This window comes from Thermomonospora sp. CIF 1, from assembly GCF_001896795.1.
Taxonomy (GTDB): Bacteria; Actinomycetota; Actinomycetes; order Streptosporangiales; family Streptosporangiaceae; genus Thermomonospora; species Thermomonospora curvata.
Map to the genome: position 1 here is coordinate 274,613 of NZ_MOYN02000022.1, position 25,614 is coordinate 300,226.

A 25,614-nucleotide genomic window follows, 5' to 3' on the forward strand; every position below is an offset into this window, starting at 1 on the left:
TTCCGATGACGGCCGATCCGGACCGCAACGTCGTCCTGCGGGGCGAACGGGAGCTGGTGGAACGGGCGGGGCCGCTGCTGGCCGCCGCCGCGGAGGACTTCGCCTGCGCCGCCGCCGACCTGCGGACCTGGGCGTTGCCGGGGGCGCGCGAGGAGATCGTGGCCGAGCGGCACCGCCGGGCGCCCGCCCTGCGCGCCCGCAAGCTTTACAGCCCGCTCGCCGTGGCCGATGAGGAGTCCGAACGGCACCTGGTGGAGCTGGCCGCCCGGGGTGCGCAGGTGCGGATCTGCCCCGCCGGGCTGCCGCAGGAGACGATCCTGGTGGACGGGCGGGCGGCGGTGCTGGCCGGCCCCATCGAGCGGGGAGTGCGCAGCTTCACCGTGGTGCGCTCACCGGACGTGGTGCGCGGGATCCGTGCGCTGTACCAGGCGGCCTGGGAGTCGGCCATCGATCTGGCCGCCTACCGCCGGGCCCGGCCGCCGATGCCCGACGAGGAGGGGCGCCGGATCCTGGGCATGCTCGCGGCCGGGTTGACCGACGAGGCCGCCGCCCGGCGGCTGGGGATGTCGCTGCGGACCTACCGCCGCCGGGTCGCCGGGCTGATGAAGCTGCTGGACGCGCGCTCCCGTTTCCAGGCGGGGCTGCGCGCCCAGCAGCTGGGTCTGGTGCCGGCTCAGGCGTCGGCCAGCCACAGGTCGGGCCCGAAGACCTCATAGTGGATGCGGGACGGCGGCACGCCCCGGTCCAGCAGGTGGGAGCGGACGGCGCGCATGAACGGCAGCGGGCCGCACAGGTAGGCGCGGACGTCCTGGGGGAGGTCGATGCCGGACAGGTCGGCCAGGCCGGTCCGTTCGGCGGGCCACTCCCCCGCCGGCCGCTCGTACCAGACGTGCGCCTGCGCGTCGGGGAGCTTGGCCACCAGCAGGTCCAGCTCGGTGCGGAAGGCGTGGGTGTCCTGGCTGCGGTCGGCGTGCACGACGATGACCCGGCGCGGGGAGCCGGTGTTGGCCAGGTGGGCGAGCATGCTGATGGTCTGGGTGCAGCCGATGCCGGCGGAGGCCAGCAGCACCGGTGACTGGCCGTCGTCGAGCACGGTGTCGCCGAAGGGGACGCTGACGGTGAGCACGTCGCCTTCGCGGACGTTGTCGTGCAGCCAGTTGGAGACCTCGCCGGCCGGGGTGGTGGCGGTGCCGGCCACCCGCTTGACCGAGATCCACCGGTCGGTGCCGTTGGGGGCGCACGAGAGGCTGTACTGGCGGATCTGGTTGGCGCCGTCCGGCAGCGGGACGCGCACCGACACGTACTGGCCGGGCCGGAACGGCGGGCTGGGCGCCCGGTCGGCCGGGCGCAGCATGAACGTCGTCACCTCGGGGGTCTCCTCCAGGCGGCCGACCACCTTCCAGGGCCGCCACACGTCCCCGTCGGCCACCCCGGCCTGGGCGTACAGCCTGGCCTCGGCCGCGATCAGGGCTCCCGCCATCAGCCAGTAGACCTCGTCCCAGGCGGCGGCGACCTCGGGGGTGATCGCGTCGCCGAGCACCTCGGCGATGGCGGCGAACAGGTGCCGGTGGACGATCGGGTACTGGTCGGCGGTGATGCCCACGGAGGCGTGCTTGTGCGCGATCCGCGACAGCATCACGTCCGGACGCCGGTCGGGGTGTTCCAGCAGCATCCGGGCGAACGCCGCGATCGAGCCCGCCAGTGCCCGGGCCTGTTCGCCGCTGGCCTGGTTGCCCCGGTTGAACAGGTCGCGGAGCAGTTCGGGGTGGGCGGAGAACATCTTGCCGTAGAACACGGGGGTGATGTCCTCGATGGCTCCGGCCACGGCGGGCAGGGTGGCGCGGACGATGTCTGCGGATTTGGCGGACAGCATCGAGCTCCTCCAAATAGGAATCTGATACTCGTATTATCGCCGCGCCTTGCCGGCTGTCAGTACCGGGGTGGGTGTGACCTCAGACTCGTCGCTCGAGAAGGTCGACGAACACCGGCGCGGAAGGCGCCTCCACCAGCTCCCGCACCGTCACCGGGTCGAGCGCCGCATAGAAGGCCTCCTGGGCCCGGCTCAGCGCGCCGCGCAGCCGGCAGGCGGCGCGCAGCGGGCAGGGCGGCGAGTCCTCGCAGCCCGCCACATCCCCGTAGCCCTCCAGCTCGCGCATCAGCCAGCCGATCGAGGCGTCGCGGCCGCGCTCGGTCAGCACCAGCCCGCCGCCGCGCCCCCGCCTGGCCTCCAGCACGCCCAGGTGCTGCAGCCTGCTGACCACCTTGGCCACATGCGTGTACGGCGCGCCCACGGCCTCGGCCACCTGTTTGGTGGTGTAGACCTCTGCGGGATCGGCGACCGCCAGCCGCATGGAGATTCGCAGGGCCAGGTCCGTGAACTTCGTAAGCCGCACACCTTCACGTTACCCAGCCATGGCCTTCGTCCCGCCCCCTGCACTCCCGTCCGGACACCCGCTGGACCCCCGGCTCATGAAGCAACCTTTGGGACGCCGGTGTGTCTCCGGTGCATGGGAGTCGATCCAGTGGTCGCGGCGGAGGGACATGCCGACGGCGTCCACGCGCCCTCCGGGGGCCGCCCCGGTTGCCGCCGTCCTCCTCGCCGTCCACCGGATGGGCATCGATGGGCGAGAGCAGGAACTCAGACCGTGGAACCCGATTTCACCGTATGGGTCTTCTTGTACGGGAGAACTTCGCGAACCCCAAGTGCGATCGCGGTGACGTGACCGCCGGCCGGCACAGAGCCCTTAGGACCAGACTGCGATCCCTCTCACAGAAGAAAGTGGGGCGGGCGGGATTCGAACCCGCTCAGCAAAAGCACCTGTTTTACAGACAGGCCCGACTCTCCCACGTCGGCGCCGCCCCGGAAACGGTCTTCCAACCGCTTGCTGCGGGCATTGGAATGATATGCACCTGATCTGCACCGAGGCCATCGATTATCGATGGCCGTTCCACGAACAGATCCCCCTGAGCCGTCTGCGGCGCCGCCCAGCGCATGACCGCCGCACTCCCGGCGCCCACCTGACTTAAGGCCGCAAAGACCGGCCACGACCTGAGCGTGGAACGCCGACGAGGTCGCCCGGCGCCTGCCCCGATTCCTGGCGGCCCTCTGAATTCGGCTTCCCTTGCACGAGGGCCGCCCACCATGGATCCAGAGCCCGGCGACATACCGCGCGGCCAAGAGAACCCTTGCCACAGTGCCCTCGGCAGGATTCGAACCTGCAGCCTCTTCGCTCTCGACGAAGCGTCTCTGCCGGTTGGACTACGAGGGCCTGGTGCGGCTCCCGGGAGTCGAACCCGGAACATCCACTTTCTGAAAGTGGCCTCTCTGCCTGTTGGAGTAGAGCCGCGTAGATCTGGGAGAGGAGTCGCTCGCGATTGTCGCGGCCGGGATGAGTTCTGAGCCTTTAGGACGGCACAGTGAGTGGATCGCCGTGTGGAGAAGGTGCAGAAGGCTCAGTGCGCCAGGGACCGGCCGTGGCGGGCAAGGGACGTCCCAGGCAGTCGGCGAAGTAGCTGGGGCATGGCCGGTCCTCCTCTCTCGGTCCCGTCGTAGTTCTCGGTGAGGCGACGTTCATAACAGTGCCAGGAGAAAGGAAGACAGGGCAACGGGTTTTCGCGGGCGCTATGGGACTGCCCTCTATGTGGGTGTTTTGCGACGTCCTGGCGATGTCCTGGGCAGGTGTTTCGCCGTGTGATCAGGAACGTTCCGGGGATCGGGACGGATCGCTCGAGAGGTGCTCGGTCTCCTGGAGGGAGCGGCGGAGGGTCGTGGTGACGATTTCAGATGTGACGTGCAAAGGGCGGGTGTCGCGGGCGGTGCGGCTGAGGAGGATGGCGCCTTCGAAGGCGGCGAGGACGTAGGTGGACAGGTCGGCGGCCTTGGTTTCGGGGATGCCGGCGGCGGTCAGGCGGCGGGTCACGGCGGTCTGCCAGGAGGCGAAGACCTCGGCGCAGGCGTGGCGGAGGGGTTCGCTGGTGGAGGCGGTCTCCAGGGCGACGGTGGCGATGGGGCAGCCGTCGGCGTAGTCGGAGTCTTCCAGGGCCTGCACGCTGAGCTGGAAGAAGTCGGCCACCGTGCGGACGATGTCGGCGCCGGCGCGGGTGAAGACCCGGTCGAACAATTTGAGGTAGCGGGCGCCGGAGTGGGTGACGGCTTCCACGCCCAGCTGCTCTTTGCCGCCGGGGAAGAAGTGGTAGAGGGAGCCCCAGGGGGCCTGGCCGGCCGCGGTGATCTGCTTGAGGCCGGTTCCGGTGTAGCCCTGGGAGCGGAAGAGCTGGGCGCTCGCCTCCAGCAACCGGCGCCGGGTGTCCATGGGGCCAAGGGTAGTGCTTGCCGGCACTAGATCGATCTATCTAATATGACGATCGATCTAGATAGAAAGGCGGGCGCCATGGCGGTACGCATCGAGGACCGGGGGCACGTCCGGATCGTGACGCTGGATCGGCCCGAACGGCGCAACGCGGTGGACGGGCCCATGGCGGACCGGATCGCCGAGGTGTTCGCCGCCTTCGAACGGGACGGGCGGGCCCGGGTGGCGGTGCTGACCGGGGCCGGCGGGACGTTCTGTGCGGGCAACGACCTGAAGGCGATCGCCGCCGGGGAGTTTCCGGTGCCCACGCGCCAGGCCCCGCCGATGCGGGTCACCCGGGCCGCGCCGGCCAAGCCGGTCATCGCGGCGATCGAGGGTCCCTGTTTCGGGGGCGGGCTGGAGCTGGCGCTGTGGTGCGATCTGCGGGTCGCCTCCGCCACCGCCGAGTTCGGCCTGCTCAACCTGGTGCACGGGCTGCCGTCCATGGACGCCGGGACGGTGCGGCTGCCGCGGCTGATCGGGCACGCCCGGGCCCTGGAGATGATCGTGACGGCGCGCCGGGTGCCGGCCGCCGAGGCCATGGGCTGGGGGCTGCTCAACCGGCTGGTGGAGCCGGGGCGGGCGCTGGATGAGGCGCTGCGGCTGGCCGAGGCGGTGGCGGCGCTGCCGCAGGAGCCGATGCTGGCGAGCCGCCGGTCGGCCCTGCAGCAGTGGGGGCGGCCCGAGGCGGAGGCCTTCGGCCGGGAGGTGGAGCTCGCGCTGGCCGCGCTGGGGAATCCGGGCTGATGGTCAGGCGGCGTCCGGGCCGGGCATCAGCATGGGGCCGGTGACGCCGAAGCGCTCCACGCCCCGCTTGGTCAGATTGACCCGCAGGTCGATCCAGCCGGGCATGGCGGACCCCGGGCAGTCGGGGGCCTCGGGCGAGGGGAAGTGCAGGTCCCCCACTGAGAGCTTGGCCCCGCGGACGTGGACCGGCAGCAGGATCCGCGAGCCGGCGGTCAGCGGGGCGACCGCGCAGTCGACGATCTCACGGCCGCGCAGGGTCGTCGGCACCGCCTCCGCCGCCACCTGCTCATAGCCGCGCAGGCCGGGACGGACCCTGCCGAGGATGACGCCCTCGGGGCGGGAGACGGGAGAGCGCCTTGCCCGCCGCACGCTGTGCGGGGCCGGGGCGCAGCCGATGACCCCGGGGTGAGCGCCGGGCGCATGCCGCCCGTCGCGGCGGCCCAGGGCCAGGACGTCCACCACGATCACATCGCCGGGCTCGGCGCCGACCACCACGATCGGGCCGCACAGGACGGCCTCGTCACCGGGCAGCGCGCCCTCGCACTCCAGGCGGACCGAACCGCCGGTGATCACCTCCGCGACCCCGGGGATGTCGGGGTGCCAGCGGTTGTGACCGGGCACCGCCTGCGCGGCGGCCGGGACGGGCGCGTGCGGCCGCGGCACCGTGGGCGAGAGCATCAAGAGGTGCGTTCCTTCCTGGGCGACGGTGACGATGAGACGATCGTGCCCGCTCCCCTGTTTCCAGGCCGTTACCACGGACTTACAAGTCAGTAAGGCAGTGTTCACTGACGGCGTGGGGTCACACCCTGGGACCGAAATGGCCGAAATGTCCGTCTAGGTGGGGCGGCCCGCTCATTGCTACGCTGCTGCGCGGACGCGGGGGCACGTCCATTTGCCCAGTACACAGCAGCGACGAGGATGACGTGATGCGGATCGCCGTGTTGTTCGGAGGCGCCAGCTCGGAACGGGAGGTTTCGATCGCCAGCGCCGCACAGGTGTTCACCGCACTGCGCGACCGCGGCCACGACGTCATCGCCATCGACACCGCCAAGGGGAAGCTGAGCCCGCAGGAGGTGGAGGCGTTCGTCAGCGCCACCGTCGCCTACGACCCGCCCGGAGTGGACGACATCCCGGCCTCGGAGGTGACCGCCCGGCTGACCGCCGAGGACAGCGAGCTGCGCGGCGTGGACGTGGTGTTCCTGGCGCTGCACGGCGGCTCCGGCGAGGACGGCACCCTGCAGGCGCTGCTGAAGGCCGCCGGCATCCCCTACACCGGCAGCGGAGTGCTGGGCAGCGCCGTGGCGATGGACAAGGACATGTCCAAGCGGCTGTTCCGGCAGGCCGGCGTGCCCACCCCCGACTGGATCATGGCGCCCGCCACCGCCGCCGAGGTGGCCGAGCGGATCGGCTTCCCGGCCATCGTCAAGCCCAACTCCCAGGGCTCCACCATCGGGCTCACCGTGGTCAAGGCGCCCGAGCAGCTGGAGGAGGCGATCGCCACCGCCGCCGCCTGGGACCACGAGGTGATGATCGAGCGGTTCGTGCCCGGCCGCGAGCTGGTGGTCGGGGTGCTGGACGGGCGGGCGCTGGCGGTCGGGGAGATCGTCCCGCAGCTGGGGGAGATCTTCGACTACCAGAGCAAGTACCAGGTCGGCGGGGCGGTGGAGACCTTCCCCGCCGACCTGCCGGCAGAGACCGCCGCCGAGGTGCAGCGCCTGGCGGTGGCCGCGCACCGGGCGCTCAAGCTGGGCTCCTACAGCCGGATCGACTTCCGGCTGGATGCGCAGGGCCGGCTGTGGTGCCTGGAGGCCAACACGCTGCCCGGCATGACCGCCACCAGCCTGATGCCGCAGTCGGCGGCGGCGGTGGGCATCGGTTTCGCCGAGCTGTGCGAGCGGCTGTGCGAGCTCGCCCTGGCCGAGCACCGCGGCCGCTGAGCGGGCCGCGGCCTCACAGGCCGTAGCGCTCCGGCTTGGGCGAGCGGGACATCAGCAGCGACGCCGCCTCGGAGATGCTCATCCCATGGTGCATCACCTGCGCCACCACCTCGGTGATGGGCATCTCCACGCTGTGCTTGCGGGCCAGCTCCAGCACCGCCTCAGAGGATTTGACGCCCTCGGCGGTCTGCTTGGTCACCGCGATGGTCTGCTCCAACGTCATGCCGCGGCCCAGGTTCTCCCCGAAGGTGCGGTTGCGCGACAGCGGGGAGCTGCAGGTGCCGACCAGGTCGCCCAGGCCGGCCAGCCCGGCGAAGGTGTGCTCGTCGGCCCCCAGCGCGGCGCCCAGCCGGGTGATCTCGGCCAGCCCGCGCGTCATCAGCAGCGCCCGGGTGCTGTCGCCGAAGCCCAGGCCCACGGCGATGCCCACGCACAACGCGATGACGTTCTTGACCGCCCCGCCCAGCTCGCAGCCGACCACGTCGGTGTTGGTGTAGACCCGGAAGTAGGGGGTCATGCAGGCCGCCTGGATCCGTTTGGCGGTCTCCTCGTCGGTGCAGGCGGCCACCGCGGCGCCCGGCTGGCCGGCGCCGATCTCGCGGGCCAGGTTGGGGCCGCACACCACGGCGATCCGGTCGGGGGACGCGCCGGTCATCTCGGCGATCACCTCCGACATCCGCCGCCCGGTGCCCAGCTCGATGCCCTTCATCAGGCTGACCAAGATGGCCTTCGGCGGCAGCAGCGGGCTCCAGACGCGCAGGTTCTCCCGCAGCGTCTGGCTCGGCACGGCGATCGCCACGATGTCGGCGCCCTCGACCGCCTCGGCCAGGTCGGTCGTGGCGCGCAGCCCCTCGGGCAGCTGGATGCCCGGCAGGTAGTCGGGGTTCTCGTGCCTGAGGTTGATCGCCTCGGCGATCTCCGGGCGGCGGGCGTAGAGCGTGACCTCGGTACCGGCGTCGTGGAGCACCTTGGCGAACACCGTTCCCCATGATCCCGCGCCCAGTACTGCCGCTTTGGTCAATGCTCCACTCCGTCTTCTCGCCTGCTGCCTGCTTGTGCCGGGGAGGTCCCCTCACCCCGTCTCCGGGATGAGCCTTCGGATCCGAAGGGGAGGGCCGGACGGCCGCATCGCGCCCGTCCGGTCCGCTCTCCCAAAGAACGCCCCCCAAACCCCCCAAGATCCGGACCCGGTGATCCGGTCAGGAGGCGGCCGCCCCTTTCCCGTCCCGCCGGCGGCGTTCGGCGATCGCCTTCTTGTGGTCGTAGAGCTCCTTGGGCGGCTCTTCGCCGCGCAGCTCACCGAGCAGTTCGGCGATCGTTCTCATGATCTCATTGGTGGCCTCGCGCAGCACCGTGGCGGTCATCGGCTGGTCGGCGTACTTGGACAGGTCGATCGGCTCCCCGGCGATGACGTGCATGGTCTTGCGGGGGAAGGGGCGGAACTTCTTGGTGCCATAGGGCAGCAGTTCGTGCGCCCCCCAGTGGGCGACCGGCAGCACCTTGACGCCGGTGCTGATGGCCAGGCGCGCCACGCCGGTCTGCCCGGTCATCGGCCACAGGTTCGGGTCCCGGGTGCAGGTGCCCTCGGGGTAGAACATCAGGCACTGCCCGGCCCGCAGCGCCTCTTCGGCGGCCTTGAGCGCCATGGCGGCGTCGACGCTGTCGCGGTAGACCGGGATCTGTCCGGTGCCGCGCAGCACCGCTCCGATGAACCGGGTCTCAAACAGCGGGGACTTGGCCAGGTAGACCGGGTAGCGCCCGGCCTCGTAGACGTAGTGGGCCAGGGCGAGGGGGTCCGCCCACGACAGGTGGTTGGCGGCCACGATCATTCCGCCTTCGGCCGGCACGTTGTGCTGGCCGCGCCAGTCCCGCTTGAGCATGCCGAACAGCAGGGGGCGCAGTACCGCGATTGTGAGCAACCGCCAGCGCGGCGAGTAGCCGTAACTCATGACTGCCTTCCTAGAACGTGACCCCGCCGGAGCGCACGGCAACGGGGTGGTCCCCCAGTGTCGCCGGTGACGGCGCGTAGTGTCGAGTTGAGATGGCTGTTGAAACGTCGCATGACGCTGAACTCACATGGTCCCTGGTGCTTCCGGTCAAGCCGCTGGCCAGGGCGAAGACCCGGATGGCCGAGGCGGCCGGGCCGCTGCGCCAGGCGCTGGCGCTGGCGGTGGCGGCCGACACCGTGGCCGCGGCGCTGCGCTGCGCGGCGGTCGCCGAGGTGATCGTGGTCACCGACGATCCGCTGGCCGCCGCGGAGCTGTCGGCGCTGGGGGCGCGGGTGGTGCCGGACGAGCCGGACTGCGGGCTGAACCCGGCGCTGGCCCACGGGGCGGCGCTGGCCCGGGCGGCCCGGCCGCGGGCCGGGGTGGGCGCCATGTCGGCGGACCTGCCGGCGCTGCGCCCGGCGGAGCTGGGGCGTGCGCTGGCGGCCGCCGCCGGCTTCGCCGAGTCGTTCGTCGCCGACGCCCAGGGCGTGGGCACCACCTTGTACGCGGTGCGGCCCGGCGTGCCGTTCTCGCCCGCCTTCGGGCCGGGCTCGCGCGCCCGGCACGCCGCCCAGGGAGCCCGTGAGCTGGCCATAGAGGGCCTGGACAGCCTGCGCAGGGACGTGGACACCCCCGGCGACCTGCGGGCCGCTCTGGCGCTGGGAACGGGCCCGCGCACGGCCGCTCTGGCGGCTCGCATGCCCGCCTTCAGTCCGGGAGCGGAAACGTCGAGAGGGTGACGGCGGTGATCCGCCCGTCCTCGACGGCCAGGTTGACCCGCTGTCCCAGCCGCAGCAGCCGCAGGCCCCCGGCGGCGAACGCCCGGGCGTCGAAGGCCAGCTCGGTTCCGTCGTCCAGCAGCACGGTGCCGCTTTGCGTCGCCGCGTCGTAGCCGCCGACCGTCGCCTGCATCCGCACTCTGTCCGCCATGCCGCAAGGGTAGCCGCCGGCGCGGGCCCTCCCCCGGTATGCACGCGCCCGGGGCCCGTGCACGGCACGGACCCCGGGCGTACGGGCTTGCTGGGGTGTTCTACTTCTTGCCGGCGACCAGGTTCTTGAAGTCCGAACCTGCCCGGAACTTGGGCACCGACGTGGCCGGGACCTCGATGGTCTTGCCGGTCGCCGGGTTGCGGGCCGTGCGGGCGGGCCGCTCGGCCTTCTCGAACGAACCGAACCCGGTGATGGCGACCTTGTCGCCCTTGGCGACGGCGTTCTGGATCGTCTCCAAGATCGCGTCGACGGCCTCCGCCGCGGCCTTCTTGCTGCCCAGCCGCTCCGAGATGGCGTCGACCAGCTCACGCTTGTTCATTGGGTTACTCCTCCGGTTCCCCCCTTGCCCGCACGAAACTAGGGGACGTGGGGCAGGGAAACAATCACCTGCAAGCAATACTTCCCGTGTCGCAGGCGATTTCGTCGTTCTACGGGGTCTCCGACGAGATCAGCGAACTGGAAGTATCCGCTTGGTCACCCTGCGCACCTACCCGTTCCCGGAAATCGGCCAAGAATGCCTGCAACCTGCGATCGGCCAGCTCGCAGTCCCGTTTGGCCAGATCCGTGATCGTCAGCAGGTGGCGGATCAGCCGGCGCCTGGGCTCCGGCGGCAGCGGGGCGATCATGCGGTGGGCCTCCCGCAGCCGGTGGGCCAGCCGGGTCAGCAGGGGATCCTCCCACTGCGGCCCCGCCCACGGCGGGCCGCCCGGCGAGGTCCGTGGTGTGCTCACGCAACCGCCCCCAAAAGCCGTCGAGCGCGTTCCCCACAGGATTGTCCTCTGCGGGGAACGCGCTCGTGCGCCGAGCCCCCTCCAAGGGCGCCTCGTCCCGGCTCGGGCGGCGTCAGAGGGTGACCGGCAGCCAGGAGGCGCGGCGCTGCTCGTAGGCGGCGATCTCGTCGGCGTGACGCAACGTGAGCCCGATGTCGTCCAGGCCCTCCATCAGCCGCCAGCGGGTGTAGTCGTCGATGTCGAAGCCGGCGGTCAGGCCGGCGGCGCGCACCTGGCGGGCCTCCAGGTCCACGGTGATCTCGGTGGCCGGGTCGCGCTCGACGGTCTCCCACAGCGTCTCGACGGTCTCGGTGGGCAGCACCACCGGCAGCAGCCCCATCTTGGTGGCGTTGTTGCGGAAGATGTCGCCGAAGCGCGGGGAGATCACCACGCGGAAGCCGTACTGCTGCAGCGCCCACACCGCGTGCTCGCGGGAGGAGCCGGTGCCGAAGTCCGGGCCGGCGATCAGGATGGTGGCGCCCTGGTACTGCGGCTGGTTCAGCACGAAGGACGGGTCCTGGCGCCAGGCCGAGAACAGGCCCTTCTCAAAGCCGGTGCGGCTGACCTGCTTGAGCCAGACGGCGGGGATGATCTGGTCGGTGTCGACGTTGCTGCGCCGCAGCGGCACGCCGCGGCCGGTGTGGACGGTGAAGGCTTCCATCGCGACGGGTCTCCAGGTCGGTTTGCGTTCGGGTCGGGACGCTCACAGGTCGGCGGGCGCGGTCAGGCGGCCGGTGACGGCGGTGGCCGCGGCGACGGCGGGCGAGACCAGGTGGGTGCGCCCGCCGGGGCCCTGCCGGCCCTCGAAGTTGCGGTTGGAGGTGGAGGCGCTGCGCTCGCCCGGGGAGAGCTTGTCGGGGTTCATCGCCAGGCACATCGAGCAGCCGGCCTCCCGCCACTCGGCGCCGGCGGCCTTGAAGATCTCATCCAGCCCCTCCTCCTGGGCCTGGGCCTTGACCTTCATGGAGCCGGGGACGATGAGCATGCGCACCCCGTCGGCGACCTTGCGGCCCTTGAGCACCTCGGCGACGGCCCGCAGGTCCTCGATGCGGCCGTTGGTGCACGAGCCGACGAACACGGTGTCGATCTTGATGTCGCGCAGCGGGGTGCCGGGGGTCAGCCCCATGTACTCCAGGGCGCGCTCGGCGGCCTGCCGCTCGATCGGGTCCTCGAACGAGGCCGGGTCGGGCACCGACTCGCTCAGCGGCAGCCCCTGGCCGGGGTTGGTGCCCCAGGTGACGTACGGGGTCAGGGTGGAGGCGTCGATCACCACCTCCTTGTCGAAGACCGCGTCGTCGTCGGTGCGCAGCGACTTCCAGTACTCGACGGCCTTGTCCCACTCGGCGCCCTTGGGGGCGTGCGGGCGGCCCTTGAGGTAGGCGAAGGTGGTCTCGTCCGGGGCGATCATGCCGGCGCGGGCGCCGGCCTCGATGGACATGTTGCAGACCGTCATGCGGCCCTCCATCGACAGGCCGCGGATGGCCTCGCCGCGGTACTCGATGATGTGGCCCTGGCCGCCGCCGGTGCCGATCTTGGCGATGATGGCCAGGATCAGGTCCTTGGCGGTGACCCCGACCGGCAGCGTGCCGTTGACCGTGACGGCCATGTTCTTGGGCTTGATCTGCGGCAGGGTCTGGGTGGCCAGGACGTGCTCGACCTCGCTGGTGCCGATGCCGAAGGCCAGCGCGCCGAAGGCGCCGTGGGTGGAGGTGTGGGAGTCGCCGCACACCACCGTCATGCCGGGCTGGGTCAGCCCGAGCTGCGGGCCGATGACGTGGACGATGCCCTGGCCCTCGTCGCCCATGGGGTGCAGCCGGATGCCGAACTCGGCGGCGTTCTTGCGCAGCGTCTCCACCTGGGTGCGCGAGACCGGGTCGGCGATGGGGGCCAGCAGGTTCTGGGTGGGGACGTTGTGGTCCTCGGTGGCGATGGTCAGGTCCGGCCGGCGGACCTTGCGGCCGGCCATGCGCAGTCCGTCGAACGCCTGCGGGCTGGTGACCTCGTGCACCAGGTGCAGGTCGATGTACAGAAGGTCCGGCTCGCCCTCGGCACGCCGCACGACGTGCGCGTCGTAGACCTTGTCGGCCAGTGTCCGGCCCATGAGCTCCACCTCACCTGATCCGTCACGTGCTTTGTCGTCTGGAAAACTCGTCTGGAAAGTCGTCTGGGACGTCTGCGGGAAACGGCCTTCAGCCCCCGAGGTGACGGGCCGGGTGGTCCCCCTCATCGACCGGTCTATGCCGCTGCCTGTGCCGGTCTACCCGGCCCGCTCCGGGCACGGGTGGTGCGCCGGAATCGGGCCCCGAACTTGCATCTCATATTTCAAGACTGCAATATCGAGGTATGGACAACTCTAGCGGAGTCGGCGTACTCGACAAAGCTGTTCGGGTTCTGAACGCACTGGAGGCCGGCCCCGCCTCGCTGGCCAGCCTGGTGCAGACCACCGGACTGGCCAGGCCGACGGCCCACCGGCTCGCCGTCGCGCTGGAGTATCACCGGCTGGTCCACCGGGACGCCCAGGGGCGTTTCGTCCTCGGTCCCCGCCTGGCGGAGCTGGCCGCGGCGGCGGGCGAGGACCGGCTGCTGGCCGTCGCCCAGCCGGTGCTGACCCAGTTGCGCGACCTGACCGGCGAGAGCGTCCAGATCTTCCGGCGGCAGGGGGACGTGCGCATCTGCGTGGCGGCGGCCGAGCGGGCCAGCGGGCTGCGCGACACCGTCCCGGTGGGCAGCGCGCTGCCGATGACCGCCGGTTCGGCCGCCCAGGTCCTGCTGGCCTGGGAGGATCCCGACCGGCTGCACCGGGCGCTGCGCAACGCCAAGTTCGAGGCGGCCACGCTGGCCTCGGTGCGGCGGCGGGGCTGGGCGCAGAGCGTCGGCGAGCGCGAACCGGGGGTGGGCTCGGTGTCGGCCCCGATCCGGGGCGCGGGCGGCCGGGTGATCGCCGCCATCTCGGTGTCCGGCCCGCTGGAGCGGCTGACCCGCTCCCCTGGACGGCTGTACGCCGGCCCGGTGGTCGCCGCCGCCGAGCGCATCACCGAGGCGATGCGCCGCTCCTCCGGGTGAGCGGGCGGTAGGAGCGCTCAGGCGGCCCGCCGCGGCGAGAACGGCAGGGCCAGGTGCCGGTCGGCCTCCTCCCACAAAGCGGCGGCGGCGTTCCGGTCGCGGGGCAGGTCAATGACGGGCAGCTCCCAGAACCGGAACTGCGCATCCCGCGTCCACGGGCGGATCTTGCGCATGACCGCGCCGTGCGGGTCGGTGCGGGCGTAGCGGTAGAGCGCCTCGCGGTCGGTCCAGGCCGACAGGGTCCAGAAAGTGCCCCGCAGCGGCCGGGCGCGCAGCGAGACGCCGAGGGCCCCCGGTGCGCGCCGGGCCTGCCGCCACAGCCGCAGCGAGTGCAGCAGGAAGGCCGGTGCGCGCCAGGGCGTCTTCAGCTGGAAGCGGGAGGCCATGACCAAGGCGGTCGCCCCGGTCTCGCGGTGGCCGGTCGAAGACCACGGGATCTCCATGGCGTGCCCCTCACCGGGCGGCGGAGGCTCCGCCACCCATTAGATACTGTCACTATCCAATAGTTGGATAGTACTACTATCCAACTGGGGGTGCCATGAGGATTTCCGAGCTGAGCGAGCGCAGCGGGCTGCCGGTGCAGACCATCAAGTTCTACATCCGGGAGGGTCTGCTGCCGAAGGGCACGCCGTGCGCCGCCACCCGCGCCGAGTACGACCAGGCGCACCTGGAGCGGCTGCGGCTCATCCGGGCGCTGCGCGAGGTCGGCGACCTGCCGGTGGCGGCGATCCGGCGCATCGTCGAGGCGCTCGAGGACGAGCAGGTCTCCCTGCACGACCTGTTCGGCCGCACCCAGTACGCCCTCGGCCCGCACGCCTCCACCGCCGGCCACGACCCCGACCTGCAGCAGGCCCGAGACGACGTGGACGCCTTCCTTACCGAGCTGGGCTGGCAGGTCACCGAGCAGGCGCCGGCCCGCGAGCTGCTCGCCCAGACCCTGGTGGCGCTGCGCCGCCTGGGCTTTGCGACCGGCCCGGACGAGCTGCGCCCGTATGCGCGGGCCGCCGCGGCGCTGGCCGAGCACGAGACGGGCAGGCTCGCCGAGGACACCCCGCGCGCCCAGGCGGTGCGCGGCATGCTGGTCACGACCGTGCTGTATGAGCAGGTGCTGATCGCCCTGCACCGGCTGGCCCAGGAGGACGCCTCGGCGCGGCGCTTCAGCGGGCGGTGAGCGAAGGCGGGCGAGCCTCAGCCCACCAGGCCGTGGGAGGCGGCCAGGTCGAAGGCGGCGCGGGCGGCGGGGGCGAGCAGGTCCCGTTCGTCCGCCCCCACGTACACGCACTCGTCGATCTCGCCGGCCGGGCCGATGCGGCCCCGGAAGCCGGCGGTGAAGCAGGCCATCCGGACGCAGGTGTGCGCGGGCTGGTCATGGGCGGGGGCGTGCACCACGCCCAGGGGGCGGAAGGAGTCCCGGTCCAGCTCCACGGCCAGCTCCTCGCGCACCTCCCGCGACAGCGCCGCCCAGTCCCCCTCCCCCGCCTCGCGCTTGCCGCCGGGCAGGTAGAGCAGGTCACGGCCGCGGGCCCGCACGGCGAGCATCCGGCGGTCGGCGACGTGCACCCAGGCCACGACATCGAGCATGGGGCGATCTTCTCAGGCCGCCACGGCGAACGAGAAAGGGATACCCGGTCGAAAAATTCCCCAAAAAGGGATGTATAGGGCGAACATTGTCGCGGGTATGACCTGGAACGCAGCTTCCCCACCCCGATGTGCGGAGGCTGAACGATGTCCACGGCGACGCCGGTCCCCCAGGCGGCGGACACGCTGCAAGGCGTCGCCGAGCAGGAGACCTCCCGGCTGCTGACCGGCTCGCGGCCGTGGACATGGTGGCTGGAGCAGGCGGCGCGGCACGGCCGCCACGGCTTTTGCAACACGGTGCTGATCGCGGCGCAGCGGCCCGCGGCCACCGACGTCCGTTCCCCTGAGGAGTGGCGGGCGGCCGGGCGGCGGGTGAAAAGCGGCGAACGCGGGATCAGGATCCTTGCGCCGGACGGACGCCGCCGGGCGGTGTACGACATCTCCCAGACCAGCGGGCCCCCGCCACGGCCGCAACAGGCTTCGCCGCAGGCGGCCGTGGCGCGGCTGCGGATCGCGGCCGACAGCCTCGGCCTGCAGGTCGACCACGACGCGCCCGTCGGGCCCGACACGCTGACCGCGCTCGCCCTGCGGCTGGGCCACCGGCTGCTGCCCGCGCACACCACGTCGGTGGCGTACCTGGTGCTGGCGCACCTGGGCGTGCCGGTTCCGCCTCTGGTCTACCCCCGCGTGCGCGCCTGGGCCGCAGACGCCGCCGCGGTCGCGGCCGCCGGTGAGCGCATCCTGCGGGCGGCACGGGTCGTGACCGGCAGGCTCGACCTGGTCGAGGCCGCCCGCGAGTGCCTGGCCGCCGCGCACGCGTTCTTCCGCGCCCGGGCCCCCGGCAGCTGGGTGCCCGCTCACCTGGCGGAACGGGGATTGGGGCCGGACGCCCTGGAGCGGTGGCAGATCGGGTACGCGCCCGCTTCGTGGCGGGCGCTCACCGGCCACCTGCTGAGCTCGGGCCACCGCCCGGAGGCGATCGTCGCCGCCGGGCTGGCCCGGCGGGGGCGGAACGGCGCGCTGTATGACCTCTTCCGCGACCGGGCCATGTTCGCCCTCCGGGACGGGGACGGCGCCATCGCCGGTTTCATCGGGCGGCTGCGCGAAGGGGCGGCCGGGCCGAAGTACCTCAACAGCCCCGAGTCGCCGCTCTTCCGCAAGGGCCGGCTGCTGTACGGGCTGCAGGAGGCCCGCGGCCGGCTGGAGGCGGGCGCCCGGCCGGTGCTGGTGGAAGGGCCGTTCGACGCCCTGGCCGTCAACGCCGCCTCACCCGCCCATGCCGCCGTCGCCACCTGCGGGTCGGCCGTGACGCAGGCCCAGGTGCGCGCCCTGCTGAAGGTCTGGCCGAGAGTGTCCGGTCCCCCTGCCGCCGGGGGCCTGCGGCAGGGGGCGGACGGTCCGGGGGTGCTGGTGATGCCGGACGGCGATGCGGCCGGGCGGGCCGCCGCGCTGCGGGCCTGGGAGGTGCTCGCGAAGGTGGGCGCGCCGGTGGATGCGGTGCTGCTCGCCGAGGGCGGCGATCCGGCCGACGTGCTGCGGCGGCGGGGGCCGGCGGCGCTGCGGGGCGCACTGGCGTCCGCGCATCCGCTGGCCGACCTGGCGGTGGATGCGGCCGTGGCGCGGGCGGGCGGGGCGCTGCACTCCCCGGAGGACCGGGTGGCGGCGCTGCGGGCGGCCGCCGCGGTGATCGCCGGGATGGCGCCCGGCCACGTGGCCCGGCAGGTCGGCCGGGTGGCGGCCCGGCTGGACCTCGACCACGCCACCGTCACCTCGGCCCTGGTCGAGGCCGTCACCGGTGCAACGGAAGCGGGGTGAGGACCCCGGCCCCCACGGGGCGGGGCGTTTGGGTGGATCTTCGCGGTCGAGGATCCGCCGCTGCCCGGTCCCCCATGGCACGGGGTGCTCTGGGCCGGTTCCCGGGTCGGCCCGAGCCTCTTCCGGCACGCCGTCTCCGCACGTCGAGATGGCCGTGCCGCACGTGGTGATCTGCGGGGACACGGCGCCGGTCCGGGGCCGCGAAAGTTCAACCCGTGGCCTTCGAGTTCCGCCCTCCCCCGGCCCAGGCCTCGAAGGCCACGATTTCGCGGGTCACGGCAGCGTCCCAGACCGCGCCGTCCCCGCCTGGACCCCGCGGGAACGGCGCGTCGGTGAGGGTCACTGGGCCGCCTGCTCCTTGGCCAGTTCGATGGCGATGTCGATGAGCTGGTCCTCCTGGCCGCCGACCAGCTTGCGCTCCCCGGCGCGCACCAGGATCTGGGCGCCGGAGACGCCGTAGCGTTCGGCGAGGCGGTCGGCGTGCTTGAGGAAGCTGGAGTAGACCCCGGCGTACCCCATCATGATCTCCATCCGGCCCAGCAGGCACTCGGAGTCCATCACGGGGCGGACCACGTCCTCGGCGGCGTCCACGATCTTGAACACGTCCACGCCGGTGCGGATGCCGAGCTTGTCGCAGACCGCGATGAACGCCTCCAGCGGGGTGTTGCCCGCCCCGGCGCCCAGCCGGCGGACCGAGCCGTCGATCTGCTTGGCGCCGGCGCGCACCGCGGCGATGCTGTTGGCCACGCCCAGCCCCAGGTTCTCGTGGCCGTGGAAGCCGACCTGGGCGTCGTCGCCCAGCTCGGCGACCAGCGCGGCGATGCGGTCGGAGGTCTCCTCCAGGATCAGCGCGCCCGCCGAGTCCACCACGTACACGCACTGGCAGCCGGCGTCCGCCATGATCCGGGCCTGCTTGGCCAGCACCTCCGGCGGCTGGGAGTGGGCCATCATGAGGAAGCCCACGGTCTCCAGCCCCAGGTCGCGGGCCAGCCCGAAGTGCTGCACCGACACATCGGCCTCGGTGCAGTGGGTGGCGATGCGGCAGATCTGGGCGCCGTTGTCGGCGGCCTCGCGGATGTCGTCCTTGACGCCCACCCCCGGCAGCATCAGGAAGGCGATCTTGGCGCGGGTGGCGGTCTTGACCGCGGCCTTGATCAGCTCCTGCTCGGGGGTCTTGGAGAACCCGTAGGTGAAGGACGAGCCGCCCAGCCCGTCCCCGTGGGCGACCTCGATGACCGGCACGCCCGCCTCGTCCAGGGCGGCCACCACCGAGGTGACGTGGTCGACGGTGAACTGGTGGCGCTTGGCGTGCGAGCCGTCGCGCAGCGAGGAGTCGGTGACGCGGATGTCGAGGGTGTCGGAGTAAGGCGTCATCAGTCGCTCCCGGTGATCTCCTGGGCGAGGACCTCACCGACCTTGGTGGCGGCGGCGGTCATGATGTCGAGGTTGCCGGCGTAGGGGGGCAGGAAGTCGCCCGCGCCCTCCACCTCCAGGAAGATCGCCACGCGGGCCATCCCGCCGCTGACGGGGCTGGGGTCGTCGAACTGGGGCTCGGCCCGCAGCCGGTAGCCGGGCACGTACTCGGCGACCTGGGCCCGCACCTCCAGGATGGACTCGGCGATCTTGTCGCGGTCGGCGTCGGGCGGGATCGAGCAGAACACCGTGTCCCGCATGATCACCGGCGGTTCGGCCGGGTTGAGGATGATGATGGCCTTGCCGCGGCGGGCGCCGCCGATGGTCTCGATGGCGCGGGCGGTGGTCTTGGTGAACTCGTCGATGTTGGCGCGGGTGCCCGGGCCGGCCGACACCGACGCCACCGAGGCGACGATCTCGGCGTACTCCACCGGCACCACCCGGGAGACCGCGTACACCATGGGGATGGTGGCCTGGCCGCCGCAGGTGACCAAATTGACGTTGTCGGCGTCCAGGTGCTCGCGCAGATTGGCCGGCGGCACCACGCCGGGCCCGATCGCGGCGGGGGTCAAGTCGATGGCCCGGATGCCGGCCTCCTTGTAGCGGGGCGCGGCGGCCCGGTGCACATAGGCCGAGGTCGCCTCGAACACCAGGTCGGGCTTTTCGGGACGGGACAGCAGCCAGTCGATGCCCTCGTGGCTGGTCTCCAACCCCAGCTTGGCGGCCCGTTTCAGCCCCTCGCTGTCGGGGTCGATCCCCACCATGTAGCGCGGTTCGATGTGCTCGCTGCGCAGCAGCTTGTACAGCAGGTCGGTGCCGATGTTGCCCGGCCCGACGATCGCGGCGGTCGCCGCCATGGTCACCCCCTGCGGGTCACTTGAAGGTCAGGGACACAGCGCCCAGTCCGCTGAACTCGGCGGTGAAGGTCTGGCCCGCGGCCACGTCGATGGCGCGGGTGCACGAGCCGGGCAGCACCAGGTGCCCGGCCTGCAGCCGCACGCCGAAGGAGGCGACCTTGCGGGCCAGCCAGGCCACGCTGGTCACCGGGTTGCCCAGCACCGCGTCCGAACGGCCGGAGACCACGAACTCCCCGTCGCGGTACAAGGCGGCCTCGATCGCGGTCAGGTCCAGTCCTTGGGGGGAGACGCCCTCCCCGATCACATAGCCGGCCGAGGAGGCGTTGTCGGCGATGGTGTCGGCCAGCGCGATCTTCCAGTCGATGATCCGGCTGTCGATCAGCTCCAGCGCCGGCACCACCCGTTCGGTGGCGGCCAGCACGTCGGCCTCGGTGCAGGTCTCGCCGGGCAGGTCGGCGCCGAGTATGAAGCCGACCTCCACCTCCACGCGCGGGTAGCAGTACCGGGCGACTTCGACCGGCTCATCGGAGCGCAGCTCCATATCGCCCAGCAGGTGGCCGTAGTCGGGCTCGTCCACGCCCATCATCTGCTGCATCGCCTTGGACGACAGGCCGACCTTGTGGCCTTTGACCACGGCGCCCTCGGCCAGGCGACGGCGGATGTTGATGAGCTGAATCTCGTAGGCATCGACGGCGTCGATGCCCGGGTAGCTCTCGGTGAGCGGCGGGATCGGCGCCCTCTGCAGCTCGGCGTCGCGCAGCCGGTCGGCGGCCTCGCGGCGCTGTTCCTCGGTCAGCATGCTGCGACGGTACGAGCCGAAAAGGCCCGGCGCCCGGGACGATCCCACTGGCCGGGAGCGCCCGGGCGGCCGGGGTTTTCAGGCTCCGTAGACCGGCTCGGGGGTCTGCGCCTTGGCCAGCAGATCGGCCACGACCGGGCCGAGTTCGGCCGGGTCCCAGCGGGCGCCCTTGTCCACCATGGGGCCGTGCCGGAAGCCCTCCATGACGCAGACCTTGCCGCCCTCGACCTCGAAGACCCGCCCGGTGACGTTCTTGGACTCGGCCGAGCCCAGCCACACCACCAGCGGGGAGACGTTCTCCGGGGCCATCGCGTCGAAACCGCCGTCGGTGGGGGCGGCCATGGTGGCGGCGAACACCTGCTCGGTCATGCGGGTGCGGGCGGCCGGGGCGATGGCGTTCACCGTCACCCCATAGCGGCCCAGCTCGGCCGCGGCCACCAAGGTCAACCCGACGATGCCGGCCTTGGCGGCCGAGTAGTTGCCCTGGCCGACGCTGCCCAGCAGCCCCGCCCCCGAGGAGGTGTTGATGACGCGGGCGTCCACCGGCTCGCCGGCCTTGGCGCGGGAACGCCAGTAGGTCCCGGCGTGCTTGAGCGGCAGGAAGTGGCCCTTGAGGTGGACGCGGATCACCGCGTCCCACTCCTCTTCACTGGTGTTGATCAGCATCCGGTCGCGCAGGAAACCGGCGTTGTTGACCAGCACGTCCAGCCCGCCGAAGGTGTCGATGGCGGTGCGGATCAACGCGGCGGCGCCCTCGTCGGTGGCGATGTCGTGCCCGTCGGCCACCGCCTCCCCGCCGAGCGCCCGGATCTCCTCGACCACCTGCTGGGCGGGGCCCTGGTCGGCCTGCCCGGTGCCGTCCCGGTTCACCCCCAGGTCGTTGACCACGACCTTGGCGCCCTGGCGGGCGAACTCCAGGGCGTGGGCGCGGCCCAGGCCGCGTCCGGCGCCGGTGACGACGACGACGCGTCCCTTGCAGATCATGTTCGGCTCTCCGCTCACAGTCGCTCGATGATGGTGACGTTGGCCTGGCCGCCGCCCTCGCACATGGTCTGCAGCCCGTAGCGGCCGCCGGTGCGCTCCAGGTGGTGCAGCAGCGTGGTCATCAGGCGGGCCCCGGTGGCGCCCAGCGGGTGGCCCAGCGCGATCGCGCCGCCGTTGGGGTTGACCTTGGCCGGGTCGGCGCCGGTGTCCTGCAGCCAGGCCAGCACCACGCTGGCGAACGCCTCGTTGATCTCCACCGCGTCGATCTGGTCGATCGTCATGCCGGTCTTTTCCAGGGCGTACGCGGTGGCGGGGATGGGCGCCGACAGCATCCGGATCGGGTCCTCGCCGCGGGCGGAGATGTGGTGGATGCGGGCCCGCGGGGTCAGGCCGTGGTCGCGCACCGCCCGCTCGGAGGCGATCAGCAGCGCCGCCGCGCCGTCGGAGATCTGCGAGGACACCGCGGCGGTGAGCAGCCCGCCCTCGGTGAGCGGCTTGAGCGCGGCCATCTTCTCCAGCGAGGTGTCGCGGCGCGGGCCCTCGTCCTCGCTCACCCCCTCCAGCGGGGCGATCTCCTTGACGAAGTGACCGCCGTCGATGGCGGCGATGGCGCGCTGGTGGGACTGGTAGGCGAACTCCTCCATCTGCTCGCGGGTGATGCCCCACTCGCGGGCGATCTGCTCGGCCCCGGCGAACTGGGAGACCTCCCCGTCGCCGTAGCGGGCCACCCAGCCCTTGGAGCCGACGAACGGGCCCTCGGTGAAGCCGAGGGGGGCGGCGGCGGTCATCGCCGAGCCGATCGGGATCTGCGACATGTTCTGCACGCCGCCGGCCACCACCAGGTCCTGGGTGCCCGACAGCACCGCCTGGGCGGCGAAGTGCACCGCCTGCTGGGAGGAGCCGCACTGGCGGTCCACGGTCACCCCGGGCACGTGCTCGGGCAGGCCCGCCGCCAGCCAGCAGGTGCGGGCGATGTCGCCGGCCTGCGGGCCGATGGTGTCCACGCAGCCGAACACCACGTCCTCCACGGCGGCCGGGTCCACCCCGGTGCGCTCCATCAGCGCCTTCAACACGTGGGCGCCCAGGTCCGCCGGGTGCACGCCCGACAGTCCGCCGCCGCGCCGCCCCACCGGGGTGCGGACGGCGTCGATGATGTAGGCCTCAGCCATGAGTGATCTCCTTACGTAGGTCCACCTTGCGGACCTTGCCTGCGGCGGTGCGCGGGAAGTCGTCCACGAACACGACCTCGCGCGGCACCTTGAAGTTGGCCAGGGCGTCCCGGCAGTGGGCGATGAGCTCCTCGGCGGTGGCCCGCCGGCCGGGGCGCAGCCGCACGTAGGCACGGCCGACCTCGCCCAGCCGCTGGTCGGGGACGCCGATGACGGCGGCCTCGGCGACCGCCTCGTGCCGGACGAGCACGGACTCGATCTCGGCCGGGTACACGTTGAACCCGCCGACGGTGAACATGTCCTTGGAGCGGCCGGTGATGGTCAGGTAGCCCCGCTCGTCCAGCTTCCCCCGGTCGCCGGTGACCAGCCAGCCGTCCCGCAGCGCCTCGGCGGTGGCCTCGGGGTCGTCCAGGTAGCCGGACATGACGTTGTAGCCGCGCACCAGGATCTCCCCGTCCTGGCCCGGGGGCAGCGGCCGCCAGTCCGGCCCGGCGATCATGACTTCCACGTCCTCGATGGGACGGCCGGAGGTGGTGGCCACCGTGACGTCGTCGTCATCGACCGAGCAGGCGGTGACCGTGCCGGTGGACTCGGTCAGCCCGTAGGCGGTGATCACCTGCGGGAAGAGGGTGCGGATGCGGCGCACCAGGGCGACCGGCACGTCGGCGGCGCCGGTCACCGCCAACCGCAGCGACGACAGGTCGCGTTCATCCAGGTCGGGGGCGTCCAGCAGGGAGGTGTAGATGGTGGGCGGGCCGGGCAGCACCGTGATCTTCTCGGTCTCGATCAGATGCAGCGTCTCGGGGACGTCGAAGACCCGCTGCAGCACCATGGTGGCCCCGCGCAGCAGGCACGCCAGGACCCCGGCCTTGTAACCGAAGGTGTGGAAGAACGGGTTGATGATCAGGTACCGGTCGCCGGCGGTGACGCCGGTGCGGCCCGACCAGGCCAGGTAGGTGCGCACGTTCTGCTCATGCGTGCTCAGCACGCCCTTGGGCCGTCCGGTGGTGCCGGAGGTGAACAGGATGTCGGCGACGTCGCCGGGCGCCACCGGATCCGGGTCGGACGCGCCCTCGCCCCGGGCCAGCCACCGCTCCCAGGAGATGACCCCGGGACGCTCCGGGCCGTTGAAGGTGACCACGGTCTGCAGGTCGGGCAGGCCGGGCAGGGTTCCGGACTCCTCCAACCCGAGCATGCCCGGGTAGTCGATGCCGAGGAAGTCGTCCTCGACGAAGAGGACCTTGACCTTGGCCTTGGTCAGCGGCCAGCGGGCCTCCTCGCCCTTGTAGCGGGTGTTGAGCGGCACCAGCACCGCCCCGGCGCACACCGCGCCCAAAGCGGCCACTATCCACGACAGGCTGTTGGGGGCCCAGATGGCGATTCGGTCGCCGCGGCCGATGCCGGAGCCGACAAAGGCCCTCGCGGCGGCCCGCACCCGCTCCCCCAGTTCGGAGAAGGTCACCCGGACCTGCCGGTCCACGACCGCCTCGGCGTCCGGGAAGTCGCGCACGGCGCGGTCGAGCACGGCCGGGATCGTCAACGCGTCCTGCTCGCTCATGCCCGCCATGGTGGCGATCGGCGCGGCGGGCGTGGGGGGCTTGTCCCGGTGAACGGTATGCGGGCCTTCTTCCAGCGAGCGCGGCCGTACCCTCCGTGAGTCTTGAGCGAGTCATCGCATGGAAGATCGCAGGGAAGCCGGAAGGAGCGGGATGAGCAGCGGGGTGAACGCGGCGGTGGACTTCACCGGCCGGGCGGTGCTGGTCACCGGGGGGACCAAGGGCATCGGCGCCGTGATCGCCAAGGCGTTCCTGCAGGCGGGCGCCGAGGTGACGGTGTGCGCGCGCAACGAGCCCCCCGAGCCGCCGAGCGCCGCCGGCCGCAAGGCCCACTTCCTGGCCGCCGACATCCGCGACGCCGCTCAGGCCGCCGCGATGGTGGAACGCGCCGCCGAACTGATGGGCCGGTTGGACGTGGTGGTCAACAACGCCGGCGGCTCCCCCGACGCCGAGGCCGCCACGGTCTCCCCCCGCTTCGTCGAACGCATCGTCCAGCTCAACCTGCTGGCCCCGTTCTATGTGGCCCAACCCGCCAACAAGATCATGCAGTCCCAGGAGGACGGCGGCTGCATCATCAACATCGGCAGCGTCTCCGGCATCGACCCCCAGCCCGGCACCGCCGCCTACAGCGCCGCCAAGGCGGGCCTGCGCACCTTCACCCAGGCCCTCGCCCTGGAATGGGCCCCCAAGGTCCGCGTCAACCACATCACCGTCGGCCTGGTCCTCACCGAGGCCGCCGCCTCCTACTACGGCGACGGCAGCGCCTTCAACAAGATCATCCCCATGGGCCGCATGGGCACCCCCCAAGACGTCGCCGACACCTGCCTGTACCTGGCCAGCGACCTGGCCCGTTACGTCACCGGCGCCGACCTCCCCGTTCACGGCGGCGGCGAATACCCCGCCCGCTGGCTCATCACCCACCGCTGACAACCACCCCGCCCGCCACTGCCACGGCGGCGGGGTGAGACCGAGCCATCCCTACAGTGAACCCCCTTGAAAGGGGCGGCCGGAGAGCAACGATTCATCGCGGCGCTGATCGCGCCGATGCCGCTGGCGTCCTGCGGTCTCGGCGACTGGGGTGAAGATCCGCTCACCGAAAAACATCCCGACCCCAGGGCCGTGCCCGGCAGCGAATCGGAGATACCCCTGGAGAAGGCATTGGGGGATCTTGGAATCACCATGCCGCCCGATGCCAAGGGGGTTCGTTTCAAAAGCCGCAACGACTTTGCACCATACTACCTTTATGTGAAATTCACAGTACCCTGCTCGCGAGCCGAATCGGTGATCCAAGCCAACAGACTGATCGACTTGCACAGATCCGACATACCCGGCTCCCTTGATGAATATACTCTAGAGAATATCTCTAGAACAGTGGAAGCGCAGATCCCATCCGGGGCCGGCATAAAGTTCTTCGTGTCGAAGTACAGCTCCAACGACCACAAAAAAGGCGGCCTACTCTTTTCTCCGGACAAGTCGAATTGCACATTCGCCTTGGCAGCCGAGAGGCACATTTGAACATCACTCCCGGCGTTCTGCATAATGCGGCGCTTGAGCAGACCACATAGGAACGCACTGGCGCCGGAGGCGGCGCCGCGTCCC

At 71.8% G+C, this 25,614-nt stretch carries 28 protein-coding genes and 3 tRNA genes; 9 read left to right on the forward strand and 22 right to left on the reverse strand.

Annotated features, from left to right (window positions below; genetic code table 11):
* The first annotated feature begins 5 nt into the window (after window positions 1-5).
* The gene (locus tag BUE48_RS17135) at window positions 6-716 is read left to right on the forward strand and encodes a helix-turn-helix transcriptional regulator (RefSeq protein ID WP_012853770.1); all 711 of its coding nucleotides are present in this window, start codon (window positions 6-8) and stop codon (window positions 714-716) included.
* On the opposite strand, the gene BUE48_RS17140 is transcribed toward BUE48_RS17135, so the two are convergent.
* The 6 genes from BUE48_RS17140 to BUE48_RS17165 all read right to left on the reverse strand — a co-directional run bounded on the left by BUE48_RS17140 (window position 674) and on the right by BUE48_RS17165 (window position 4,313).
* Entirely contained in the window at window positions 674-1,873 is a 1,200-nt protein-coding gene (locus BUE48_RS17140) for a globin domain-containing protein (RefSeq protein WP_012853771.1), read from the reverse strand. The two genes, BUE48_RS17135 and BUE48_RS17140, sit on opposite strands and share 43 nt — an antisense overlap.
* A gap of 79 nt (window positions 1,874-1,952) precedes the next feature.
* On the reverse strand, window positions 1,953-2,393 hold the full coding sequence (locus BUE48_RS17145; protein WP_012853772.1) for an RrF2 family transcriptional regulator: 441 nt from the start codon (window positions 2,391-2,393) through the stop codon (window positions 1,953-1,955).
* 387 nt (window positions 2,394-2,780) lie between these two features.
* A tRNA-Tyr gene (locus BUE48_RS17150) sits at window positions 2,781-2,862 on the reverse strand.
* 333 nt (window positions 2,863-3,195) lie between these two features.
* A tRNA-Leu gene (locus BUE48_RS17155) sits at window positions 3,196-3,269 on the reverse strand.
* Window position 3,270: 1 nt separating this feature from the next.
* Window positions 3,271-3,347, reverse strand: a tRNA-Leu gene (locus BUE48_RS17160).
* A 348-nt stretch (window positions 3,348-3,695) separates the two neighbouring features.
* Window positions 3,696-4,313: a TetR/AcrR family transcriptional regulator gene (locus BUE48_RS17165; RefSeq protein WP_286990527.1), complete on the reverse strand. Its 618-nt coding sequence runs from the start codon at window positions 4,311-4,313 to the stop codon at window positions 3,696-3,698.
* A gap of 78 nt (window positions 4,314-4,391) precedes the next feature.
* Between BUE48_RS17165 and BUE48_RS17170 the strand changes: the two genes are divergently transcribed.
* Complete coding sequence (locus tag BUE48_RS17170; protein WP_012853775.1) at window positions 4,392-5,096, forward strand: enoyl-CoA hydratase-related protein; 705 nt, start codon at window positions 4,392-4,394, stop codon at window positions 5,094-5,096.
* A gap of 3 nt (window positions 5,097-5,099) precedes the next feature.
* On the opposite strand, the gene BUE48_RS17175 is transcribed toward BUE48_RS17170, so the two are convergent.
* Window positions 5,100-5,774, reverse strand: coding sequence for an acetamidase/formamidase family protein (locus BUE48_RS17175; protein WP_012853776.1), 675 nt, complete (start codon window positions 5,772-5,774; stop codon window positions 5,100-5,102).
* Window positions 5,775-6,022: 248 nt separating this feature from the next.
* Between BUE48_RS17175 and BUE48_RS17180 the strand changes: the two genes are divergently transcribed.
* Window positions 6,023-7,033, forward strand: a complete 1,011-nt coding sequence (locus tag BUE48_RS17180) for a D-alanine--D-alanine ligase (RefSeq protein ID WP_012853777.1) — start codon at window positions 6,023-6,025, stop codon at window positions 7,031-7,033.
* A gap of 13 nt (window positions 7,034-7,046) precedes the next feature.
* Here BUE48_RS17180 and BUE48_RS17185 read toward each other — a convergent pair whose 3' ends face one another.
* Window positions 7,047-8,054 (reverse strand): NAD(P)H-dependent glycerol-3-phosphate dehydrogenase, encoded by a 1,008-nt coding sequence (locus tag BUE48_RS17185; RefSeq protein WP_012853778.1) that lies wholly within the window; start codon window positions 8,052-8,054, stop codon window positions 7,047-7,049.
* A 178-nt stretch (window positions 8,055-8,232) separates the two neighbouring features.
* Window positions 8,233-8,982, reverse strand: coding sequence for a lysophospholipid acyltransferase family protein (locus tag BUE48_RS17190; protein ID WP_286990530.1), 750 nt, complete (start codon window positions 8,980-8,982; stop codon window positions 8,233-8,235).
* A gap of 92 nt (window positions 8,983-9,074) precedes the next feature.
* On the opposite strand from BUE48_RS17190, the gene cofC reads away from it, so the two are divergent.
* Window positions 9,075-9,761 (forward strand): 2-phospho-L-lactate guanylyltransferase, encoded by a 687-nt coding sequence (cofC, locus tag BUE48_RS17195; RefSeq protein WP_012853780.1) that lies wholly within the window; start codon window positions 9,075-9,077, stop codon window positions 9,759-9,761.
* On the opposite strand, the gene BUE48_RS17200 is transcribed toward cofC, so the two are convergent.
* The 5 genes from BUE48_RS17200 to leuC all read right to left on the reverse strand — a co-directional run bounded on the left by BUE48_RS17200 (window position 9,730) and on the right by leuC (window position 12,882).
* Window positions 9,730-9,951, reverse strand: a complete 222-nt coding sequence (locus tag BUE48_RS17200; protein WP_245536886.1) for a hypothetical protein — start codon at window positions 9,949-9,951, stop codon at window positions 9,730-9,732. The genes cofC and BUE48_RS17200 overlap by 32 nt on opposite strands.
* Before the next feature lie 100 nt (window positions 9,952-10,051).
* Window positions 10,052-10,330 carry an HU family DNA-binding protein gene (locus BUE48_RS17205; RefSeq protein ID WP_012853782.1) on the reverse strand — a complete coding sequence of 93 codons (279 nt, stop codon included), beginning with the start codon at window positions 10,328-10,330 and terminating at the stop codon, window positions 10,052-10,054.
* Window positions 10,331-10,439: 109 nt separating this feature from the next.
* On the reverse strand, window positions 10,440-10,742 hold the full coding sequence (locus tag BUE48_RS17210) for an SCO5555 family protein (RefSeq protein WP_052305532.1): 303 nt from the start codon (window positions 10,740-10,742) through the stop codon (window positions 10,440-10,442).
* Between the two features lie 112 nt (window positions 10,743-10,854).
* Window positions 10,855-11,442 carry a 3-isopropylmalate dehydratase small subunit gene (gene leuD, locus BUE48_RS17215; RefSeq protein WP_286990533.1) on the reverse strand — a complete coding sequence of 196 codons (588 nt, stop codon included), beginning with the start codon at window positions 11,440-11,442 and terminating at the stop codon, window positions 10,855-10,857.
* Window positions 11,443-11,484: 42 nt separating this feature from the next.
* The gene (gene leuC, locus BUE48_RS17220) at window positions 11,485-12,882 is read right to left on the reverse strand and encodes a 3-isopropylmalate dehydratase large subunit (RefSeq protein WP_012853785.1); all 1,398 of its coding nucleotides are present in this window, start codon (window positions 12,880-12,882) and stop codon (window positions 11,485-11,487) included.
* 242 nt (window positions 12,883-13,124) lie between these two features.
* Between leuC and BUE48_RS17225 the strand changes: the two genes are divergently transcribed.
* Complete coding sequence (locus BUE48_RS17225; RefSeq protein WP_012853786.1) at window positions 13,125-13,844, forward strand: IclR family transcriptional regulator; 720 nt, start codon at window positions 13,125-13,127, stop codon at window positions 13,842-13,844.
* A gap of 17 nt (window positions 13,845-13,861) precedes the next feature.
* On the opposite strand, the gene BUE48_RS17230 is transcribed toward BUE48_RS17225, so the two are convergent.
* Window positions 13,862-14,323: a hypothetical protein gene (locus tag BUE48_RS17230; protein ID WP_286990534.1), complete on the reverse strand. Its 462-nt coding sequence runs from the start codon at window positions 14,321-14,323 to the stop codon at window positions 13,862-13,864.
* A 59-nt stretch (window positions 14,324-14,382) separates the two neighbouring features.
* Here BUE48_RS17230 and BUE48_RS17235 point away from each other — a divergent pair, with 59 nt between their 5' ends.
* Window positions 14,383-15,015, forward strand: coding sequence for a MerR family transcriptional regulator (locus BUE48_RS17235; RefSeq protein WP_012853788.1), 633 nt, complete (start codon window positions 14,383-14,385; stop codon window positions 15,013-15,015).
* Window positions 15,016-15,032: 17 nt separating this feature from the next.
* Here BUE48_RS17235 and BUE48_RS17240 read toward each other — a convergent pair whose 3' ends face one another.
* Complete coding sequence (locus BUE48_RS17240; protein ID WP_012853789.1) at window positions 15,033-15,425, reverse strand: NUDIX hydrolase; 393 nt, start codon at window positions 15,423-15,425, stop codon at window positions 15,033-15,035.
* Between the two features lie 144 nt (window positions 15,426-15,569).
* Here BUE48_RS17240 and BUE48_RS17245 point away from each other — a divergent pair, with 144 nt between their 5' ends.
* The gene (locus BUE48_RS17245) at window positions 15,570-17,237 is read left to right on the forward strand and encodes a toprim domain-containing protein (protein WP_286990536.1); all 1,668 of its coding nucleotides are present in this window, start codon (window positions 15,570-15,572) and stop codon (window positions 17,235-17,237) included.
* Between the two features lie 339 nt (window positions 17,238-17,576).
* Here the strand turns inward: BUE48_RS17245 and dmpG are convergent, their stop codons facing one another.
* The 6 genes from dmpG to BUE48_RS17275 form a co-directional block, all read right to left on the reverse strand.
* Window positions 17,577-18,611: a 4-hydroxy-2-oxovalerate aldolase gene (gene dmpG / locus BUE48_RS17250; protein ID WP_012853792.1), complete on the reverse strand. Its 1,035-nt coding sequence runs from the start codon at window positions 18,609-18,611 to the stop codon at window positions 17,577-17,579.
* Window positions 18,611-19,507: an acetaldehyde dehydrogenase (acetylating) gene (locus BUE48_RS17255; protein WP_012853793.1), complete on the reverse strand. Its 897-nt coding sequence runs from the start codon at window positions 19,505-19,507 to the stop codon at window positions 18,611-18,613. Before BUE48_RS17255 ends, dmpG begins: the two co-directional genes overlap by 1 nt.
* A gap of 16 nt (window positions 19,508-19,523) precedes the next feature.
* The gene (locus tag BUE48_RS17260; protein ID WP_286990538.1) at window positions 19,524-20,306 is read right to left on the reverse strand and encodes a 2-keto-4-pentenoate hydratase; all 783 of its coding nucleotides are present in this window, start codon (window positions 20,304-20,306) and stop codon (window positions 19,524-19,526) included.
* 78 nt (window positions 20,307-20,384) lie between these two features.
* Window positions 20,385-21,290, reverse strand: coding sequence for an SDR family oxidoreductase (locus BUE48_RS17265; protein WP_012853795.1), 906 nt, complete (start codon window positions 21,288-21,290; stop codon window positions 20,385-20,387).
* Between the two features lie 14 nt (window positions 21,291-21,304).
* A complete protein-coding gene (locus BUE48_RS17270) occupies window positions 21,305-22,459 on the reverse strand; it encodes an acetyl-CoA C-acetyltransferase (RefSeq protein WP_012853796.1) in 1,155 nt (384 codons plus the stop codon).
* Window positions 22,452-24,017, reverse strand: a complete 1,566-nt coding sequence (locus BUE48_RS17275) for a FadD3 family acyl-CoA ligase (protein WP_148233046.1) — start codon at window positions 24,015-24,017, stop codon at window positions 22,452-22,454. Before BUE48_RS17275 ends, BUE48_RS17270 begins: the two co-directional genes overlap by 8 nt.
* A gap of 151 nt (window positions 24,018-24,168) precedes the next feature.
* Between BUE48_RS17275 and BUE48_RS17280 the strand changes: the two genes are divergently transcribed.
* On the forward strand, window positions 24,169-24,942 hold the full coding sequence (locus tag BUE48_RS17280) for an SDR family oxidoreductase (protein ID WP_012853798.1): 774 nt from the start codon (window positions 24,169-24,171) through the stop codon (window positions 24,940-24,942).
* A gap of 66 nt (window positions 24,943-25,008) precedes the next feature.
* On the forward strand, window positions 25,009-25,530 hold the full coding sequence (locus BUE48_RS17285) for a hypothetical protein (protein WP_286990540.1): 522 nt from the start codon (window positions 25,009-25,011) through the stop codon (window positions 25,528-25,530).
* The last annotated feature ends 84 nt before the right edge of the window (window positions 25,531-25,614 follow it).